Source organism: Flammeovirgaceae bacterium SG7u.111, assembly GCA_034044135.1.
Classification (GTDB): domain Bacteria; phylum Bacteroidota; class Bacteroidia; order Cytophagales; family Flammeovirgaceae.
This window is the reverse complement of sequence record CP139021.1, coordinates 6,843,585-6,858,665: the sequence shown is the minus strand read 5'-3', so window position 1 is coordinate 6,858,665 and position 15,081 is coordinate 6,843,585. Positions and strand designations below refer to the sequence as shown.

The 15,081-nt window shown below is 38.9% G+C and carries 15 protein-coding genes; 10 read left to right on the top strand and 5 right to left on the bottom strand.

Going from position 1 to position 15,081, the window contains the following annotated elements:
• Positions 1 to 19: 19 nt before the first annotated feature.
• The gene (locus tag R9C00_26455; GenBank protein WPO35242.1) at positions 20 to 292 is read left to right on the top strand and encodes a DUF6471 domain-containing protein; all 273 of its coding nucleotides are present in this window, start codon (positions 20 to 22) and stop codon (positions 290 to 292) included.
• A 113-nt stretch (positions 293 to 405) separates the two neighbouring features.
• Complete coding sequence (gene dcm / locus R9C00_26450; protein ID WPO35241.1) at positions 406 to 1,764, top strand: DNA (cytosine-5-)-methyltransferase; 1,359 nt, start codon at positions 406 to 408, stop codon at positions 1,762 to 1,764.
• On the opposite strand, the gene R9C00_26445 is transcribed toward dcm, so the two are convergent.
• Positions 1,734 to 2,420: an NgoBV family restriction endonuclease gene (locus R9C00_26445; GenBank protein ID WPO35240.1), complete on the bottom strand. Its 687-nt coding sequence runs from the start codon at positions 2,418 to 2,420 to the stop codon at positions 1,734 to 1,736. The two genes, dcm and R9C00_26445, sit on opposite strands and share 31 nt — an antisense overlap.
• Positions 2,421 to 2,484: 64 nt before the next feature.
• Positions 2,485 to 3,054 (bottom strand): hypothetical protein, encoded by a 570-nt coding sequence (locus R9C00_26440; GenBank protein WPO35239.1) that lies wholly within the window; start codon positions 3,052 to 3,054, stop codon positions 2,485 to 2,487.
• 171 nt (positions 3,055 to 3,225) lie between these two features.
• On the opposite strand from R9C00_26440, the gene panB reads away from it, so the two are divergent.
• The 4 genes from panB (at position 3,226) to R9C00_26420 (ending at position 7,001) form a co-directional block, all read left to right on the top strand.
• Positions 3,226 to 4,047: a 3-methyl-2-oxobutanoate hydroxymethyltransferase gene (panB, locus tag R9C00_26435; protein WPO35238.1), complete on the top strand. Its 822-nt coding sequence runs from the start codon at positions 3,226 to 3,228 to the stop codon at positions 4,045 to 4,047.
• Positions 4,048 to 4,086: 39 nt separating this feature from the next.
• Positions 4,087 to 4,779: an RluA family pseudouridine synthase gene (locus R9C00_26430; GenBank protein WPO35237.1), complete on the top strand. Its 693-nt coding sequence runs from the start codon at positions 4,087 to 4,089 to the stop codon at positions 4,777 to 4,779.
• 91 nt (positions 4,780 to 4,870) lie between these two features.
• Positions 4,871 to 5,560: a DNA alkylation repair protein gene (locus R9C00_26425; GenBank protein ID WPO35236.1), complete on the top strand. Its 690-nt coding sequence runs from the start codon at positions 4,871 to 4,873 to the stop codon at positions 5,558 to 5,560.
• Between the two features lie 556 nt (positions 5,561 to 6,116).
• A complete protein-coding gene (locus R9C00_26420) occupies positions 6,117 to 7,001 on the top strand; it encodes an MBL fold metallo-hydrolase (protein WPO35235.1) in 885 nt (294 codons plus the stop codon).
• Positions 7,002 to 7,063: 62 nt separating this feature from the next.
• Here R9C00_26420 and R9C00_26415 read toward each other — a convergent pair whose 3' ends face one another.
• Positions 7,064 to 7,693: a peroxiredoxin gene (locus tag R9C00_26415; GenBank protein ID WPO35234.1), complete on the bottom strand. Its 630-nt coding sequence runs from the start codon at positions 7,691 to 7,693 to the stop codon at positions 7,064 to 7,066.
• Positions 7,694 to 8,053: 360 nt separating this feature from the next.
• On the opposite strand from R9C00_26415, the gene R9C00_26410 reads away from it, so the two are divergent.
• The 4 genes from R9C00_26410 (at position 8,054) to trpB (ending at position 13,280) form a co-directional block, all read left to right on the top strand.
• Positions 8,054 to 8,554, top strand: a complete 501-nt coding sequence (locus R9C00_26410; GenBank protein WPO35233.1) for a response regulator — start codon at positions 8,054 to 8,056, stop codon at positions 8,552 to 8,554.
• A gap of 197 nt (positions 8,555 to 8,751) precedes the next feature.
• Positions 8,752 to 11,256 carry a PAS domain S-box protein gene (locus tag R9C00_26405; protein ID WPO35232.1) on the top strand — a complete coding sequence of 835 codons (2,505 nt, stop codon included), beginning with the start codon at positions 8,752 to 8,754 and terminating at the stop codon, positions 11,254 to 11,256.
• A gap of 181 nt (positions 11,257 to 11,437) precedes the next feature.
• Positions 11,438 to 12,076: a phosphoribosylanthranilate isomerase gene (locus R9C00_26400; GenBank protein ID WPO35231.1), complete on the top strand. Its 639-nt coding sequence runs from the start codon at positions 11,438 to 11,440 to the stop codon at positions 12,074 to 12,076.
• A 19-nt stretch (positions 12,077 to 12,095) separates the two neighbouring features.
• Positions 12,096 to 13,280 carry a tryptophan synthase subunit beta gene (trpB, locus tag R9C00_26395; GenBank protein ID WPO35230.1) on the top strand — a complete coding sequence of 395 codons (1,185 nt, stop codon included), beginning with the start codon at positions 12,096 to 12,098 and terminating at the stop codon, positions 13,278 to 13,280.
• A 73-nt stretch (positions 13,281 to 13,353) separates the two neighbouring features.
• Here the strand turns inward: trpB and R9C00_26390 are convergent, their stop codons facing one another.
• Both R9C00_26390 and R9C00_26385 read right to left on the bottom strand, forming a co-directional pair.
• Positions 13,354 to 13,860, bottom strand: coding sequence for a hypothetical protein (locus R9C00_26390; protein WPO35229.1), 507 nt, complete (start codon positions 13,858 to 13,860; stop codon positions 13,354 to 13,356).
• Positions 13,861 to 14,487: 627 nt separating this feature from the next.
• Positions 14,488 to 14,958, bottom strand: coding sequence for an Lrp/AsnC family transcriptional regulator (locus R9C00_26385; protein ID WPO35228.1), 471 nt, complete (start codon positions 14,956 to 14,958; stop codon positions 14,488 to 14,490).
• Positions 14,959 to 15,081: the final 123 nt, after the last annotated feature.

Sequence of the window (15,081 nt, the reverse complement as noted above, 5' to 3'; positions counted from 1 at the left end):
ATGCAAAACATTAAGTGCTATGATTACTCAAAACTGGAATGAACTTTCTAAACGACTATTAAAGTCTGAATTGGTAAAACGTGGAATTTCTCATGAGGAATTGGCTTTTAGGCTAAAGGAAGTTGGGATTAATGAGACCAAGTCAAGTATTGATAGTAAAATCAGCCGGGGGACTTTTAGTGCAGCTTTTTTATTACAGTGCCTACATGTGATAGGATGCCATCAATTTATTGTTGAAAGTGAGTTGTTAGTAGCAGCCGAGCCTAGGGTAAGTTATAAAAAATCAAAATAGGTTACACAAACTTATAGGTACGTAAATAGCTTACGGAGTTAGTGGTTTATTTTGTATGATAAAAAGTAAAATGCCCAAATTGATTTTGAGCTTGTATTTAAACGAGAGTGAATATGCCTTCAAAAGATTATTCAGATAAAAAAACAATAAAATTCATAGACCTTTTTGCAGGGCTTGGTGGAATAAGAATAGGTTTTCAAAAAGCTTTCGAAGAAAAAGGGATTGAAACAGAGTGTGTGATGACTTCTGAGATTAAGCCTCATGCAGTACGGGCGTTGGAGCATAATTTTGAACATGATTTTTTTGTAGGAGATATTTTTAAAGTAGAAACCAAAATAATTCCCGATTTTGATTTTTTGCTCGCAGGTTTTCCGTGCCAACCCTTTAGTGCTGGAGGAAAACGCCTTGGTTTTTTAGATACAAGGGGGACTTTGTTTTTTGAAATTGAAAGAATTTTGAGAGCAAAGAAGCCATATGGGTTTATCTTAGAAAATGTGGAGGGCTTGGTGAAGCACGACTTGGAGCATAAAAATGACGAGGTTGGTCAAACTTTAAAAACAATCCTTCATGTATTGGATGAACTTGGTTATAATGTTTCGTGGCAGGTGTTAGATTCGGTTGACTTTGGGTTGCCACAGTCACGAAAGCGTGTGTTTATAGTGGGGACAAAGGATGCAGATATTAGCCTGACGCATTTTGAAAAAAGGAGAGCGGCATTCCAAGATGTGATGGAAACGGGGTTGCCTACAATGGATACCGATTTTTCTCAAAAACTTTTAAGCCATTACTCTATTGAAGAGCTGTACGGGAAAAGTATAAAGGATAAGAGGGGAGGGAAAAACAATATCCATTCGTGGGATATTGAATTGAAAGGGGCTGTTTCTGATGAGCAAAAATTATTGTTGAGCAAATTATTCAAAGCTCGTCGTCAAAAAAAGTGGGCAGAGGAAATTGGAATAAAATGGATGGATGGAATGCCTTTGACATTAAATCAAATTGCGACATTCCATCAAGCAGATGACCTAAAGGAGCAGCTTGATGATTTGGTAAAAAAAGGGTATTTGAAATTTGAACATCCAAAAGGTCTGTTGGAAGAACTTACCTTAGAGGGGGTAAAAACATACCGGGGCTATGACTATACCAAGCCTAAAGGGTATAATATAGTGACAGGAAAACTAAGTTTTGAGATCAATAAGGTTATTTCTCCTGATGATATTGCGCCTACTTTGGTCGCCACAGATATGTCAAGGCTTGCTGTTCCAGACGGAGATGGGCTCCGGAGATTTACTATTCGTGAGGGCCTTCGTTTGTTCGGTTACCCTGAAACATATGAGATTCCAACAAAACAAAATGAAGCGTTTGACCTACTTGGAAATACCGTAGCTGTTCCTGTAGTAAGAGCAATAGCAGGTAGGGTAGCAGAAAAATGCTTGGAATCAAGTCATTTTACATTGAGTTCTACTCCAGTTTGAGAAGAATAGCATTTTAGTATATTCCTGAGCCAATGTCCATTTGAGTGCCGTGTTTGTGGATATTGGTATCGGGTTTCATTGAGGGCTTTGAGGAATTCCTCTTTTGAAGAAAATGGTTTGAATGTGCTTCGAGTCGAATACCAAGTTGCAGGACGAAGGTTATAGATGATGCTTTTTTTCTCCTGCACTTTTATAGGATAGGTACCACTTGGGCAAGCAAGCTCCCATATTTTTTTCAGCCAAACATTCTTGATGCTCAATGTGCTGCCTTTCATTTGGTAGGCAAGAATCAAATAATCCGAATCGATTCGGTAAGCATCGGTTAGTAACGAATTGCAATAAGAGTCAAAATTGGCGAGATCAAAACCCGGTCCTCTATCCCAATCAAATGATTTTACTTCTAAAAGCCCTTTTTGTTTGTTTTCTGTATCCAAATAAAAGTCGGGAAACTTTTGAGTATTGGTATTTTCTTCAAAATCAATTTCCATTTTGGCGAACCAAGCTTTTAGCCATTCCTGAAGTAAGTTGCCAATGGTGTCCTTGGTTTCAATAGATATGGTTAGGTCTTTTAGGGTGAAGTTGATTACGCCTTGCTCTCCTATGATTTTATACTCGTTGACAAGTTTATCAAATAATTGACTGGCGGTAAGTTTCATTTTAATAGGGCTTTGTTTGCCATTAAAAGTAAACAGAAATATATTAAAAACAACTTGCTTATTGCTAATTACCTGTATACTCCCCCAGCTCCATCATTTCTAGTTGGATGTTTTTTTCCCATTGGGCTTGCTCTACTTTTTTACTGCCAAAGAAGGTTTCTATCCCGTATTTATCACGGTATTCCCACATGGCATCAAGGTTTTCCTTCGTTATTTTTTTTATTTCTGTTTTATAGGTTTCTGTGTCGAAGTTGGTTTCGGCAAAGGCTTGGCGGATTTTGCGGGCAAAAAGCTCGGTTATCGTAAAATATACTCTTTCATGCCGGAGGGTTTGCTCGTTTTTGTGGGTTTCATTTACCCAAGAGCGTTGAGGGTTGAAAAATGCCTTTACCTTGGGAGTTATCACCAGTTTTTCATTTTCCAACTTGGCTTTGTAACCAACTTCTATGTTGCACGTGGTGAGTGCCGACTCGTGTTCCAGCGCTTCGGGTTGCCCTTTGTAATCTTCCCACTGAAGGGTTCGGGCTTCGTCCCAATAGATTTTTTCTGTTTGTGCAAGAGTAGCGTTTGTAGCTAAGTTGGCAAGGGCTATAAAAAGTATTGATTTGATATGGAAATATAAAGGTCTTGGCATCTGTCTATCTGTTATCTTTTCTAAGGTAAAGACTTCTAAACCAAAAAATAAGTTGTCTCATGGCAAAATACAATATTTGCCATTTCAGACAAATATGCTGACCTTCGCACTGAATTTAATACGGACGCTAATTGCTCGCCCATTTTTTTATAAAACCGATGAAAAAAGGTTATGTCAACGCAAAGTAAAACCAATATCAAACGCATTACGACCCACATCCTTCGCGAAATGAAAGAGCGAGGAGAAAAAATTTCGATGCTTACCGCTTACGATTTTTCCATGGCTAAAATATTAGATGCCACGGGAATCGATATTTTGCTGGTAGGCGATTCGGCATCCAACGTGATGGCGGGCAATGAAACTACCTTGCCAATTACGCTCGACCAAATGATTTATCATGCTACGTCGGTAGTAAAAGGAGTCAGGCGCTCGCTGGTAGTGGTGGATATTCCTTTTGGTAGTTACCAAGGAAGCTCTTCGGAGGCTTTGCGTTCGGCTATCAGGATTATGAAAGAATCGGGGGCACATGCAGTGAAGATGGAAGGCGGAAGCGAGATCAAAGATTCGGTACTCCGAACATTGAGTGCAGGCGTACCTGTGATGGGTCACTTAGGGCTTACTCCACAGTCTATTTATAAATTTGGGACTTATACAGTAAGGGCTAAGGAAGAAGAGGAAGCTCAAAAGTTGATAGAAGATGCGCACATGTTAGAGGAATGCGGTTGTTTTGGGTTGGTGCTGGAAAAAATTCCCGCTTCGCTTGCCAAGAGGGTTGCTTCTGAGTTGACTATTCCTGTAATTGGGATTGGAGCAGGGCCGCATGTAGATGGGCAAGTGTTAGTGAGCCATGATCTGTTAGGGGTAAACCAAGATTTCAACCCTCGTTTTTTGAGGAGGTATGCCGACCTGCACGGGGTAATTACTAAAGCGGTGCAAGATTACATTGCCGATGTAAAAAGCAACGACTTCCCCAATGAGAATGAGTGTTATTAATTTTATAGATTGTCATTACCTGAAAAAAAATAATTTGTGATGGAAGAGTTGAATGTATTGTATGAAGATAACCACCTGATAGCGGTTAACAAGCCAGCAAGGGTATTGGTGCAGGGAGATAAAACAGGTGATGAGCATCTTGCTGATATCGTAAAAGAATATATAAGGAAAAAATATAATAAGCCAGGGCAGGTATTTTGTGGCGTGATCCATAGGTTGGACAGGCCCGTGAGTGGCGTTGTGGTTTTTGCCCGTACATCCAAGGGATTGGAACGGATGAATGCGCTTTTCCAAAATAAAGACTTGGATAAAACCTATTTGGCGCTGGTATCGAACCGCCCTCCAGAAGACGAGGACGAGATCATGAATTACTTGGTGAAAGATCCTGAAAAGAACATTACCAAAGCTTATACAAGGCAGGTGAAAGGAAGTAAACCTTCCACGCTGCGCTACAAGATTCTGGGGAAAGTGAACAGGTATTATTTACTTGAGATTCATCCTAAAACAGGGCGTTCTCATCAAATTAGGGCTCAGTTGGCAAAAATTGGTTGCCCTATAAAGGGGGATATAAAATATGGTTACCCAGAGAAAAATAAAGATGGTAGAATCCATTTACATGCTTTTAAATTGGATTTTATCCACCCCGTAAAAAAAGAGCCTGTTCGTATTCAAGCTGCTTTGCCTAAAGACCAGGTTTGGAGAGAATATGTGCAGTTGGCAAGAGATGTATAAGTAATGTTGTCTAAATATAAGATGCCTTTTCGAACTCTTCGGGAAGGCTTTTTTTGTAAATTAGGAATGTCAAATGTAAAAGGACGAGCCCATGCCATTCGAACTCCTAGAAAATGCCATAGCAACTTATGAAACCATTGCCGACCCAATTAATGCAGAGGCGATGGAAAGCTACCTAAAAAATAAATTTGAGTTATACGGCATAAAATCTCCCGCTCGGAAAGAAGCCAATAAGGAGTTGTTCAAAACGTATGGATTGCCTAAGCTCGAAGAACTGGATAAATTTGTGAGAGAAGCCTATGCTCTTCCTAAGCGTGATATGCAGTACCTTGCCTTGGAAGTAGTGACAAAATATGTAAAAAAGCTTCCCAAAGAATTTATAGACACCGTGGAGTTTATGGTGACCAACAAGTCTTGGTGGGACTCGGTGGACTGGATAGCGACTTGGCATGCGGGAAGCTTGGTGAAAAGATTTCCAGAACTAGTGGAAACGATGGATGAATGGATAACTGATGAAAATATGTGGCTGAGGCGAACGGCTATTATCCATCAACTCAAATTCAAAAAGAATACAGATGTTGGCCGTTTATTTCGCTATTGTGAAGCCTGTGCCCACGAAAAGGAGTTTTTTATAAGAAAAGCAATAGGTTGGGCTTTGCGAGAATATTCTAAATTAGAAGGGGCTTTGGTGATAGAGTTTATTGATAACCATGAAGAGGAATTGTCAGGGCTAAGCAAGAGGGAGGGCTTGAAGTGGCTCAAAAGCAGAGGGTTTGTGTAGAAGAAACAGTGTTTTTTCAAACTCTTGAAAATAAAAAAAACAGTAAATCAAATGATCTACTGTTTTCCTGAATGATTGTACATGGAGTCTGTCTTCATATTACAACCATTACAACTTCTACTTTCCAGTTGAGCCTGCATTATCTTTATAATCTTTTGTCATGACGCCCAATTCATTATATCATTAGCCAAAAGATCAATATAGTTTCAATTGTATTTTGATGAAAGATTTAAATTTTATTAACAACCTTTCGAATACTGTATTAGGAAAAAAAGTGCCAGAAAGCAGGTATTCTTGCCAAAGTGCCCAAAATGATTAAAAAAGCACTTTTTTCTTTTGCCAATTTGTTTTCAAGGCTCAGAAGTGGTGAAAGCAAGGTGTGAAATATGTCCAAAGTGTGGTTTAATTCCCCACTTTGTCCTTTGGAAGTGGGGAAATGTTATTTCGACAAGGATGTGTGCCCCTCTGTTTCTTTTCGTACTATTCTCTTTTTACTCATTTCTCGCCTACGTATATTTGATATAAAATAAGTTGAAGCACCCAAAACACACATGAAATGGTCAAAACTATAGATTTGAATTTTTTAGGCATACCAAAAGTCATTGCCTCATATCTAATAGAGACAGCGGAAGGTCCTATTTTGATTGAAACAGGTCCACATTCCACTTACCCGCACCTCAAAAGGGGTATTGAAAATGCAGGCTATGCTGTAGAAGATATCCAGAAAGTGTTTCTTACTCATATCCACTTAGATCATGCTGGGGCTGCTTGGGCATTTGCCGAACATGGGGCAAAGATTTATCTACACCCTTTTGGAAAGCCTCATATGGCTGATCCATCAAAGCTGATGAACTCGGCAAAGCGTATTTATCAGGATAAGATGGATTTGCTTTGGGGACAAATGCATAGTATTCCAGAGGATCAACTCATTTCTGTAGAGCATGAAGAAGAGATTGATTTGGGGGATAAAAAGTTGGTCGCTCAACATACGCCTGGGCATGCCTCACATCATATTGCTTGGCAGCTAGTTGATATGCTGTTCACAGGAGATGTTGGTGGGGTTAAGATAGAAAATGGCGTGGTTCAGGCTCCTTGTCCTCCTCCCGATATCGACATTGAAGCTTGGATGAATTCATTAGATATCATCAGAAAAATTTCCCCTACCAAGCTCATGCTTACCCACTATGGAGAAATTTTCGAAGTAGAAAAGCATTTGGGACAGTTGGAAAAGAGCCTGATGGAATGGGCAAATTGGATGAAACCGAGGTTTGAAAGTGGAGAAGATAAAGAAAAAGTGACCGAGGAGTTCAAAGATTATGTAGCGGAAGGATTGAGGGAGTTTGGCTTGGATGAGCATGCCATAAATCAATACGAAGCAGCAAACCCTGCTTGGATGAGCGTAGCAGGTTTAATGAGATATTGGAAAAAGAAGTTGAGCTAAGTAAAAATAAAACGGACTGCTTTTCTTCAGAAGCAGCCCGTTTTGTAATTTAAAATAAGATTTTAATGAGCGGCAAGGTACTCAGCTACGCCTTCTCTAGTTGCGCTCATTGCTTCTTTGCCTTCTTCCCAGTTAGCAGGGCAAACTTCGCCATGTTTCTGGAAATATTGCCATGCATCTACTACTCTCAACGTATCGTCGATATTCCTTCCTAGTGGGAAGAAGTTTACATATTCATGTCTTACGATGCCCTCTTTGTCTATCAAGAATGTACCACGGTAAGCAATACCAGCTCCTTGGAATGAAAGACCTCCAGCTTCAGTGTATTCGTACTCACCATCAAGAACGCCAAAGTTGTAAGCAACAGTTTTGCTAACGTCAGCTACTAGAGGGTATGTTACGCCTTCAATACCACCTTGGTCTTTTGGAGTCATCAACCACGCCAAGTGAGTTTCTTCAGTGTCGGTAGAGCAACCTACTACGGCAACGCCTCTTTTTTCAAACTCAGCGAGTTTCTCTTGGAAAGCGTGGATTTCCGTAGGACATACAAATGTGAAATCTTTTGGGTAAAAGAAGAAGATAACTTCTTTCTTTCCAATGAACTGATCGAGTGAGAAGTTTTCAACGATCTCGTCTCCGTTTATAACGGCTCCTGCTGTAAATTTCGGTGCTGGCTTGTTTACTAATGACATAAAGTTTTTTGTTTCTTATTGAATAAAAAAATTTCTTTAGAAGCGGCAAAACTACTTAATATTATGTACAAGTAAGTCTAGTTAGATTTGAAAAAACTTATATCTATATAAGGAAAATTTATACTTAGTGTATTAGTATCTTTTCTTTGAAAAGAAAAGTAAGGATAGTGATTTCTCAATTAGATGTAAGCTACAAGAATGGAGTAGAGTATCTGTGAATAACGGGTTAGATGCGCATGCTACGCTAAAATCTTATTTGGATTCAGTAGAAAATGCGTTTAAAATTTCCGTCCGATCCAATTTATTAACAGATATTAAGTTATCTATGTAGGTGTATTATATCCAGTAGAAATTGAATATATGTCAATTAAGTTCAACATATTATACCTCGATGATGAAGAAAGCAACCTTCGGATTTTCCGGACGGCCTTTAAGCGCTATTATAAGGTTTATACTGCCTCATTGGTTGATAAAGCTTTCGAGATTTTAGAGTCAAATGATATTCATCTTATCATTTCGGATCAGCGTATGCCTCAAATGACTGGGGTTGAGTTTCTTACTAAAACTAGGGTAAAGTACCCTGATGTGGGAAGGATGATATTAACAGGTTTTAGTGATGTAAAAGCCATTATAGATGCGATCAATGATGGTGGGGTACATAGGTATATTACAAAACCTTGGGAAATAGGTACTTTAAAAGAAATATTGGACGAAGCTTGTGAACAATATCAGATGCAAGAAAGTAAGAAAGACTTTGTGAGAAGTTTGCAAACGGATAATGAGAAGCTTCTAGCCCAAGTTAAATCATTACAAGATAAGCTTTCAAATAAAGATACTTCGAAATATCATGGAGTATCGTAATCAAATAAACAACTAAAACTAACACAAAGAATAGGTGGTAAGTTTGAACCACCTTTTTTCAATACTAATAAATAAACTGTTTGAGATTACGTAAATACTAATTACGGTGATCGTTTTCGGGATGTAGGGAAATTTAATAGGGTAAAGAATGAAACTACGTCGCCGAATTTTGATAAACTAACAATACTAACAAACACATGAAAAACTTCTACCACTCTTTTAAGATGTGGGTAGGTTGTGGGTTTATAAGTGGTGAGGAAGAGTGTCACATGGGTAAGCTTATGGCTTTTGTTGGCATTATATTATCCTCCTTGCTTTTTGTGCTTACGCTAATGGTAAATTCATCATTGAGCCTACTCTTCCTTGCCGTTTTATCAGGATCGGTTGCTGTCCTTATCTTTCAGGTGAATACACTTCTGGAGAAGTTAAGCACTTTACTTCTCATTATTCTCTACCAAATTCTAGGTATAGGTATAGCCATGATTTGTGATGACCCTGCTGTTACGCTTTCCATAGTTTTCAACTTAGCCGTTCTTCAATATTTGTTGGTGAAAAACTTGAATCCGAGCTGGAAGGCGACGATTGCCTTCCCTTTTATCTTTGCCTTCTTTTTCCTTTATGGCGATGGGAGCTCTTCCTCTTCTATGGCTAATGCCTCTGTTTTTCCTCAAATGGGCGACCTAAATATCAGCTATATTATCCTGATGATATCTAATGTAGGTACGCTGTTTATCTTGTTCAAACAACAGAAAGCTGAAAAAAACATATGGCTACAAAAGTTTGCTAAGCCACAATTTAAACATGGCAATCCTCCTGCTGAAAGAGGTGCTTTGCAAAGAGTGGAAGCAGAAAAGTATATGTTAATGGAAGAGAATAACGAGCAGAACGACTTGCTTGTGCAAAAGGAAATTGAGCTCAGGAAGACGATGGATGAACTGGAAAGGACAAAAGAGGCGCTGAAAAAAGCAATGCTTGAGTCGGAGCAAATACACGAACAAGTTGGGCTATTGATGGAAGAGGCGCATTTGAACAATGAGATTTTCCAAGCGCAAGAAGATGTTATAAAGGCGAATATTGACATTCAGAAACATACCAACGAACAAGTAAAAGAAGCAATAAATGAGCACCATAAGTTTTCTGCTATGGTGGAAAACAGCTCGGATCTTATTGCCCTATTCGATTTTGAAGGAGATTTCTTATATGTAAATGTCAACGGTAGGAAGTTGCTAGGTGTGGCTCCAGATATTAGTTGTACTAGCCAGCGTATATCAAATTTTATTACTAAAAAACAAAGTAGTATTCTGAAAGATGAAATTCCATTTGAGTTGGAGAAAAATGGAAGATGGTCAGGTGAATTAGTGCTTGTTAACCAGAAAGATGGTTCGGAGCTTACTATGGATGCAGCCGTATTTACAGTGTACGACAGGCACACCTATGAGCCTATTTGTTATGCAACTGTACAGCGTGATATTACTGAAAAGAAAAGGGTGGCAGAAAGGATCAGCCTTCTTTCTTTAGTTGCCAGTAAGACGAACAATTCGGTAATGATTACCAACTGTAAGGGTAAGATCCAGTGGGTGAATAACTCTTTTACCAAAATAACAGGCTACTCATTAGAAGAAGTGATGGGCAAGAAGCCTTTTGAGTTTTTAAATGCATCTGAAAAAGTAAGGAAAGATTCTTGGGGTCTGCTGAGAAAGTTGAAGTCGAAAGATGGATTCACTACAGAGATGCTGAACTACCGTAAAAGCGGGGAGACATATTGGGCAGAAATCAGCGTGACACCTATTTTGAATGAATATGGGCAAATTGAAAAATACATTGCGCTAGAGTCCGATATCACTCACAGAAAAGAAACTGAGCAAAAACTGAAATCAACTTTGAGTGACTTGCAATCGGCACAAAGCCAATTGGTTCAGTCAGAGAAAATGGCTTCGTTAGGTCAGCTTTCTGCGGGTATAGCCCACGAAATAAACAACCCGATCAATTTTGTTTTTGCAGGGACGGAAACACTGAAGTTTAGCATGGAAGATTTCATGCAAATCATGGATAAATACTGTGAGCTAGATAAGACAGAAAATACTGAAGCGGTACTTCAAGAAATTAAAGAGCTTAAGGAAGAGTTTGAGTTTGGAGAGCTTAAGGAAGATATTTTTGGGCTGATCGAAGATATTATGATTGGTGCGGTACGAACTTCGGAAATAGTAAAAGGCTTAAGAAACTTTTCAAGGCTGGACGAGCACAATATGAAACTTGCCAATATTCATGAAGGACTAGATTCTACATTGATTTTGCTTAAAAATCAAATTAAAAACAAAGTTCAGGTACATAAAAAATATGGAAATATACATGAGTTAAATTGTTATCCTGGTCAGCTGAACCAGGTCTTTATGAACATTCTTACGAATGCCATTCAGGCTGTAGAGACCGAAGGTAATATTTGGATTTCTACCTATGAGCAAGATCAAGAGACACTGATTTCGATAAAAGACGATGGCGAAGGGATGTCAAAAGAGGTGGTAGAAAAGATTTTTGAACCATTTTTTACTACAAAAGATGTAGGGGAAGGTACAGGCTTAGGCATGTCTATTTCTTATGGAATCATCCAAAAACACAAAGGGAAAATAGTCGTAAATAGCCAAGAAGGAAAGGGGAGTGAGTTTATCATTCACCTTCCGCTCGCTATTTCTGAGAATGCCTAACTAAGTTACGTGTTTATGATATTGCTGTTTTTCTAGATCAACGTCTGGTCATTTTTTTTGCTAATCCCCCACTTCTGCTTAGCAACTACTTTTCTTTTAGCCACAACTTTCATTTTCCTACAAAAGGTTTTCTAAATTTGGAAACGGAAACCTTAATGGTAGTTTTTAGAAAGGATACATTGTGGAAAGAAGAATTAAACTTAAAGTTTGTGGGCTAAAAATCGAGGAAAACCTCTCAAAAGTAGTAGCATTGGCTCCTGATTATATTGGCTTTATATTTTACGAGAAATCGTCACGTTTTGTAGGAAACCTTTCCCCCGAGTTTGCACGCTCATTACCTGCTTCAATCAAGAGAACAGGTGTTTTTGTAAATGCTTCATCAGATTTTATTAAGACTAAAACAATTGGGTATGGTCTAAAAGCTATCCAGCTTCATGGAACAGAAACTCCATCTTTTTGCGAAGAATTAAAAAACATTCTCCCTCCACAAACCGAATTAATTAAAGCTTTCAGCATGGGCGATACCTTTGACTTTTCATCGCTGTCACCCTATTTGCCATGTTGCGATTTCTTTTTGTTTGATACCAAAGGAAAGCACCCTGGTGGTAACGGGGTGATATTCGATTGGAGTTTGCTAAAAGAGTATCCATACGATAAGCCATTTTTCTTAAGCGGGGGAATAGGTCTAGAGCATGCAGGTTCGATCAAGGAAATATCCTTACCACAGATACATGCTGTAGATATAAATAGTAAATTTGAAATTGCTCCTGGGCTTAAAAATATAGAGGATTTAGCCCAATTTGATAAGGTTTTGTATTGATTATTAAAGAATAGAAAATATGATAGAGGTTTCAGAAAGAGGGTTTTATGGGGATTTTGGAGGGGCTTATATTCCTGAGATGCTTCATCCGAACATCGAAGAGCTTCAAGCAAAATATCTCGAAATCATCAATGCTCCTGAGTTTAAAGAAGAGTTTGAAAGTTTGCTAAAGGATTATGTTGGCAGGCCTACACCTCTTTATTTTGCCAAAAGGCTTTCCGAGCACTTTGGATATAATATTTACTTCAAAAGAGAAGACCTCTGCCATACAGGTGCACACAAAATAAATAACACCGTTGGGCAAATTTTACTTGCCAAAAAGTTGGGTAAGACGCGTATAATAGCTGAAACAGGTGCTGGTCAGCATGGAGTTGCCACTGCTACAGTTTGTGCCCTTATGGGGATCAAATGTGCGGTGTACATGGGCAAAATTGACGTGGAAAGGCAAAAGCCTAATGTGGAGAGAATGAAGATGCTAGGTGCAGAAGTGATAGAGTCGGTAAGTGGGAGCATGACATTGAAAGATGCTACTAACGATGCCCTTCGTGACTGGATAAGTAACCCTGTAGATACACACTACATCATTGGCTCAGTAGTAGGTCCTCATCCATTTCCCGACATGGTAGCTCGTTTTCATTCTGTTATCAGTGAAGAAATGAAAAGCCAGCTATTAGAGAAAACAGGCAGGGATTATCCTGACTATGTATTGGCTTGTGTAGGAGGTGGAAGTAACGCAGCAGGTGCATTTTATCATTTTACGGAAGATGAAAGAGTTCAGCTCATAGGGCTGGAAGCTGCAGGACTTGGCGTGGATAGTGGGGAGTCAGCAGCTACGACTATGCTGGGCAAAGAAGGAGTATTGCATGGAAGTCGTTCGTTAGTGATGCAAGATGATGATGGGCAAGTAATTGAGCCATATTCTATTTCCGCAGGGCTCGATTATCCGGGTATCGGTCCTGTACATGCTTATCTTTATGCATCGGGCATGGCGAAGTATTTCCCCATTACCGATAAAGAAGCAATGGAAGCTGGGTTTTTATGTACCCGAATGGAGGGTATCATTCCGGCAGTAGAGACAAGCCACGCTTTGGCATACCTTGCCAAGCTCCAAGCCAAAAAGGATGATGTAGTTGTAGTCAACCTTTCGGGTAGGGGAGATAAAGACATGAAAACCTATATTGAATGGCTTTCAAAAGAAAAATAAGCACATTTTATTACAAATAAGTTAGAGGGCAGCGGGTTTCCGTTGCCCTTTTTATTTTCAACAAAGAGTGGGGTCAAACATGTCCTTGAGCATATTCTTCCAAGAAATTAAGACTATTGGTAAGGCCAAACCTAGCAAAAGACTCTTCGTCATAAGCTTTGGCTGCAGCTTCGGCTGTTTCAAATACTCCTAAGTAGATTCGCTCTCCTCCATCGTAAAGAACAGCACGGAATTTCCGCCCATCCTTCGATACCCCTCGATAACTTACTGAGCTGTCTTGTTGCCTCCTAAGTTCAGACATAGTTGTCCACTCGAGGTTTTCCACACGACAGTCAAGTTTGTTACCGTTCAATACTCTTACAAATAGTTTCTTTTCCGTAGCAGGTTTTTCCAAAAACAAGTCTGCAAAAAGCTTGTGCATATAAAGTGTGTGTACACGTCCAAATTGGGTGAATTGATAAACGGCATAACCAGCCGAGTGCAACCTCCATCCATTAGCCAATCCATTTCTTTTCAGATGGCTAAACCCACTGCGACAGAGTTTTACTTTCTTCTTCGAGTTGATGAGAGAAATATGCATGTCATAAGTTTTTGATTGAGAATGTCTTACATGATTTACGCCACTTGGTTTGTTTAATAGCCTGATTTCATCTGTTCAGCTCCTAAAAGAGCAAACACCGTTTTGATCACAGTTCTATGGTTGCATCTTGGTTAAAAAGGCTCTGCTGCGCTAATGATAATCTTTATACCGGCATGCCTAAACTGGTGTAGTTTATAAAGCAGTATTGATAACCTAATAAGTGTTACTGGTAGTAATACTGAGGTGTGATTCTTTCGCTGGAGAACCAATTTTTTTAAGCTGTAGAAGAGTAGTTTATTGTCAATTATAGGTTCTTCATTAGTTAGGGTAGTTGTAAAGGTGTTAATTTATCCTGATGTGGGTCAATACTGGCAAGAATAACTAAGGCAAATTTGCAGTAGTTAAGCGAGAGTGCTAGTAAAAACAATTGAAGGTGGTTGGGGTTTTCATTTTCATCCAAATGGTAGTTTGGAGGGGCAAGTGAAAGTTTACTAGAAAATAGTAGCGTTATGTTTGTAGTAACAAGGTAACGAAAAATATAATACAGTGCAAGGGTGAAAATAAAAAAGCTTGTTACCAATGATAACAAGCTGGAGATATTTTGTATGTATTAAGTATGTTGATACCTTAAACAGGAACTACTTTGCTGTCTTTTACCGTAGACATGATCACCATTGAGTCCAGTTTTCCAATTTCCTCAATAGAGCTTACTTTGTCTCTCAAAATTGCTTCATAAGAAGTAATGTCCCGAGCTACTACCTTTATAAGGAAGTTGGCTTCTCCAGTAATGCTATGGCATTCTACTACTTCATCAACCAAGTCAATTCTTTTTAAAAAAGAATCATTGTTCTGCTTGTTGTAGTTTTTCAAACTAACTTTTACAAAAGCAGAAATCCCAAGGCCAAGTAAGTGGGAATTCAATTTTGCATGATAGCTTTCGATGATCCCAGAGTTCTCCAGTTTCTTGACGCGCTCAAGAGTTGGGGCTGGAGAAAGATCAATATCTTTCGATAACTGGGCATTCGTTATCTTGGCATGTTTCTGCAGAATTGTGAGTATTTTTCTGTCAGTTTGATCTAGCTTAATAGGTGAACTCATCTTAGCTTCATTTTTGATTAAAGTGCAACTAATTTTTATTTGCCTCTTTGCAAGATAATGAAATTATATTCTATAAAGCAAGTTTTTAAACGAAAAATATCGTTATGAAAACCGCTTTTTTTA

Coding starts and splice junctions, on each gene's coding strand:
- R9C00_26455 (WPO35242.1), top strand. CDS start 20: ATGATTACTCAAAACTGGAATGAACTTTCTAAACGACTATTAAAGTCT.
- R9C00_26390 (WPO35229.1), bottom strand. CDS start 13,860: ATGCATATTTCTCTCATCAACTCGAAGAAGAAAGTAAAACTCTGTCGC.
- R9C00_26430 (WPO35237.1), top strand. CDS start 4,087: ATGGAAGAGTTGAATGTATTGTATGAAGATAACCACCTGATAGCGGTT.
- dcm (WPO35241.1), top strand. CDS start 406: ATGCCTTCAAAAGATTATTCAGATAAAAAAACAATAAAATTCATAGAC.
- trpB (WPO35230.1), top strand. CDS start 12,096: ATGATAGAGGTTTCAGAAAGAGGGTTTTATGGGGATTTTGGAGGGGCT.
- R9C00_26445 (WPO35240.1), bottom strand. CDS start 2,420: ATGAAACTTACCGCCAGTCAATTATTTGATAAACTTGTCAACGAGTAT.
- R9C00_26410 (WPO35233.1), top strand. CDS start 8,054: ATGTCAATTAAGTTCAACATATTATACCTCGATGATGAAGAAAGCAAC.
- R9C00_26425 (WPO35236.1), top strand. CDS start 4,871: ATGCCATTCGAACTCCTAGAAAATGCCATAGCAACTTATGAAACCATT.
- R9C00_26415 (WPO35234.1), bottom strand. CDS start 7,693: ATGTCATTAGTAAACAAGCCAGCACCGAAATTTACAGCAGGAGCCGTT.
- R9C00_26405 (WPO35232.1), top strand. CDS start 8,752: ATGAAAAACTTCTACCACTCTTTTAAGATGTGGGTAGGTTGTGGGTTT.
- panB (WPO35238.1), top strand. CDS start 3,226: ATGTCAACGCAAAGTAAAACCAATATCAAACGCATTACGACCCACATC.
- R9C00_26420 (WPO35235.1), top strand. CDS start 6,117: ATGGTCAAAACTATAGATTTGAATTTTTTAGGCATACCAAAAGTCATT.
- R9C00_26385 (WPO35228.1), bottom strand. CDS start 14,958: ATGAGTTCACCTATTAAGCTAGATCAAACTGACAGAAAAATACTCACA.
- R9C00_26440 (WPO35239.1), bottom strand. CDS start 3,054: ATGCCAAGACCTTTATATTTCCATATCAAATCAATACTTTTTATAGCC.